The sequence below is a fragment of the Streptomyces sp. NPDC058683 genome (assembly GCF_042716195.1).
In the GTDB taxonomy this organism is placed as follows: domain Bacteria; phylum Actinomycetota; class Actinomycetes; order Streptomycetales; family Streptomycetaceae; genus Streptomyces.
In genome coordinates, this window is record NZ_JBHXSK010000125.1 from 1 (window position 1) to 3,207 (window position 3,207).

The 3,207-nt window shown below is 70.6% G+C and carries 4 protein-coding genes and 1 pseudogene; all 5 read left to right on the plus strand.

The features are described from left to right. Positions 1–2 precede the first annotated feature (2 nt). On the plus strand, positions 3–215 hold the full coding sequence (locus tag ACFWXC_RS52915) for a hypothetical protein (protein WP_384491515.1): 213 nt from the start codon (positions 3–5) through the stop codon (positions 213–215). Positions 216–265: 50 nt separating this feature from the next. After that, positions 266–487 carry a hypothetical protein gene (locus ACFWXC_RS52920; protein ID WP_384491517.1) on the plus strand — a complete coding sequence of 74 codons (222 nt, stop codon included), beginning with the start codon at positions 266–268 and terminating at the stop codon, positions 485–487. A 221-nt stretch (positions 488–708) separates the two neighbouring features. Next, positions 709–1,206: pseudogene (locus ACFWXC_RS52925) on the plus strand (transposase); the annotation flags it as partial. A 1,010-nt stretch (positions 1,207–2,216) separates the two neighbouring features. Beyond that, positions 2,217–2,495, plus strand: coding sequence for a hypothetical protein (locus tag ACFWXC_RS52930; RefSeq protein ID WP_384491519.1), 279 nt, complete (start codon positions 2,217–2,219; stop codon positions 2,493–2,495). Then, positions 2,492–3,207: GAF and ANTAR domain-containing protein (locus tag ACFWXC_RS52935; RefSeq protein ID WP_384491521.1), on the plus strand; the 716-nt coding region annotated here is incomplete at its 3' end. The genes ACFWXC_RS52930 and ACFWXC_RS52935, both read left to right, overlap by 4 nt.

Consider the following 3,207-nt stretch of genomic DNA (forward strand, 5'->3'; position numbering starts at 1 on the left):
GGATCATCGCGCACACGCCCGAAGCCGCCCGAGCGGTCGCGCAGGCGCTTCGCCACTGCTTCGCCGGAGCGGAACAGCGCAGCTATCCCGGCCTCGACGGCGACACCCGCCTCCACCTCACCGTGGACACTGCAACACCCGCCGACCCCGCCCGCTCCTGGCTGGCCGCCAGCCGGAGCCCCGTCGGTACCGGCGCCCACTCCGACGAGAACTGAGAGCCCCCACGGACCTCGGAACCCACCCCCGCACGCGGAAGGACGCGGTCATGGCCACACTGCGCGAACGCAAGACCTACCGCGAACAGGTGCTCCGGCAGGCGGTCGCTATTGTCGCCCATGGTGGTCAGCAGGACGGCGGCGCTATGGGGCCCGATCCCCACGGCGTCAACGAGCCGGGGGTAGTGACATCTGATCAGCTCCGACAAGCGGTGCTCCAGCACTCGGGCCTGCATTCTGAGCTGCTCTATACGCTCAGCCAGCGCACGTAGCGTGAACCGTGTCGCCCGCACTACTGGATCCGTCGTCCCCTTCAGTGAGCCGCAGGCAGGCACAGACGAGCGCACGACGGGACAGACCGGCCAGCTCCTCACGCAAGGCAGGGTCCGCGGTAACCAAGATGGCCTTGAGCTGATTTGCTGCCTGCCGTTGGGCCTTTACCGCGGAATCTTTGACCACAATGTATAGACGCGCGATCTCCGCGGGGCCGCCCCTCCACGGCCTGCTGACCCAGATCCACCCGTCGCTGGAACGAGTCCTCGGGCCGAGGCTGCAGCACCCGGCAGTCCTCTCGCTGCTGGAACGGTTCGGCTCCCCCGCCCAGATACGCAAAGCCGGCCGTCGGCGGCTGGTCACCCTGCTGCGGCCGAAGGCACCGAGGATGGCCGAGCGACTGGTCGAGGGCATCTTCACCGCGTTGGACGAGCAGACCGTGACGGTCCCGGGCACCGAGGCTGCCACGCTGATCGTCCCGAGCCTGGCCACTTCTCTGACGGCCGTGCTTGATCAGCGGAAACTCCTGGCCGGGAGGATCGAGGAACTGCTGGAGGCTCACCCTCTTTCGAAGGCCCTGACGTCCATGCCGGGAGTCCGCGTCAGGACCGGAGCAAGGATCCTGATCGAGGTCGGCGACAGCAGCACCTTCCCGACCGCAGGCCACCTCGCCGCCTACGCCGGACTCGCCCCGGCGACCCGGAGCTCAGGCTCAGCCGCCTGGGCGACAACTGGCGCCATGCCTGGCACCCCGACAGTCACACCGCCTACCGCGAACACGCCCGCCGTTTCGCCGACGCCCTTTCCCCGGACTTCATCTGCACACGGAAACAGGACGCCAGGAGGCTGCCCGGCAGGCGCCCTGCCCGGACCCTCTATCTGGACCAGACGTCGAAATCGGCTCGCCCCCGGATTTCTCCCACGCCTTTCCGCGACCGCCCGGTTGTCAGATTCCGGCCCGTTCGGACCCACCGCGGCGAACGGCCCGGGGACTATGCTGGTGAGCGGACGCCCAGGACCCCGGTGGACGCACGGCTTGCTGACCACGATGCCACGGGAGCGGATTCTCGTCCGGACCCGTCGCATCTTCGAGGAGATCCCTGTCGGGCACCGAGCCTCGGAACGCGGAACCCCGACCTGGTGACCCACTCGCGTCCTCGTACGCCCCGACCTCGGTCGCCCCCCGCCGGGTACGAAGCCCGGCGCCTCGCGTCCGATACCCGGTGGCGGTCCCGAGAACGCCTGAACGGCTGGAACAGAGGGGTCATGCCTTACTCTGCGGCTGTCCATCCGCCGGCGGGGCTCGCGTGCGCTCGCGCCGCTCTTGTCCCCTCCAGGGGGCAGGGGCGCCATGATCATGCCTCCGGCCCACGGTCAGCCGTGGAACGGAGGAGGTTGCGAGCAGTCCGCCGTGGAAGCGATGTGCCCGCACCGGCTCAGCCGCCGACAGGCCGCCTGTTCCCACGGGAATCTCGCGGGTCCGTCGCGGAGTCCCGCGCAGCGGCGTTCGGCGAAGATGCTCGCGAGCAGAGCCCGGAAGTCCGTCCAGGGCGTCTCGCCGTCGCCGTACGGCGGCCCGGATTCTCCGTGGTAATCGCGGAGACCGCGGCCCTGGAGGGCTGCGGGTTCGGATCTTCCCCGGGGTGGCGGCACCGGCGGCTCCCCCACGCGGCCCCAGCCCCCCGTGTCGCAGGCGATGACGACTTCGGGTGGCCGGGATTCGACGGAGTGCTCCCGCTCGCCGTCGGCCGGATCACCGGCGCCGGCTTCGCCGGGCTCCTGGTTCGCCCGCACGTGCGGCACCGGGATGTGGCCCGACGGTTGCAGGAATCGCTCCTCTCCGAGCGCCAGGCATCGCTCGGTGTCGCCTTGGCGGACCGGGCCGACGAGCCGATCGTGGCCTCCCTCCGCTCCTGGCTCAGGAAGGACGCCGGCACCGTCGGCCGGTCGGCCGACGGTGTCGTGTTCCTGGCGCCGGCTCCCCCTTTGATCCGGTGGTCACCGTGATCCCCGGCAGCCGGTCGGCGCGGATCCAGGCTCTCGTGGCCGAGCAGGCGGCCCTGCGCGGCGCCCGGGTCGGCCTCCTCGACGTGTGTACGGCGGCGGTGGCGGCGCTGCCGGTCGGCGGGGCCGGGTTGTCCGCGATGTCCCGCGGGCGGGCGAGTCATCCGCTGTGCAGCACCGACTCCGTCAGTCGGCAGCTGGAAGAACTCCAGCTCACTCTGGGCGAGGGGCCGTGCGTGGATGCCTTTGTCCTCGGCTCCTCGGTCCTTTGCACCGACTTGTTGGCCGGTGAACTCCAGCGGCATTGGACGGTGTTCGCCGACGCGGCCCTGGAAGCCGGAGCCAGGGCGGTCTTCGCCTTCCCCCTGCAGATCGGGGCCATCAGCCCCGGCGTACTCGATCTGTACTCCAGCACCTCGGTCGAGCTGGACGCGGACGAGGTGGCCGACGCGATGGCCTTCGCCGACACTGCCACGTTGCTTCTGCTCGACGTCGGGATCAGCGAGACGGGTGTCCCGTCCGACGCCGGCGCGTCCGGCACCGACGTGGCCGGCACGGACCGGCCGGACGACGCGCCCTTCGATGACCTGGGCGGTTACCGGGCCGAGATCGACCAGGCCACCGGCATCCTCATGGTCCAGCTCGGCGTCGGCGTCGAGGAAGCCTTCATCCGGCTGCGCGCCCACGCGTACGCCCGGGGGATACGGATCTCGGT

Excerpts from the sequence above, each read along its gene's own strand:
- ACFWXC_RS52920 (WP_384491517.1), top strand. The coding sequence starts at position 266 with ATGGCCACACTGCGCGAACGCAAGACCTACCGCGAACAGGTGCTCCGG.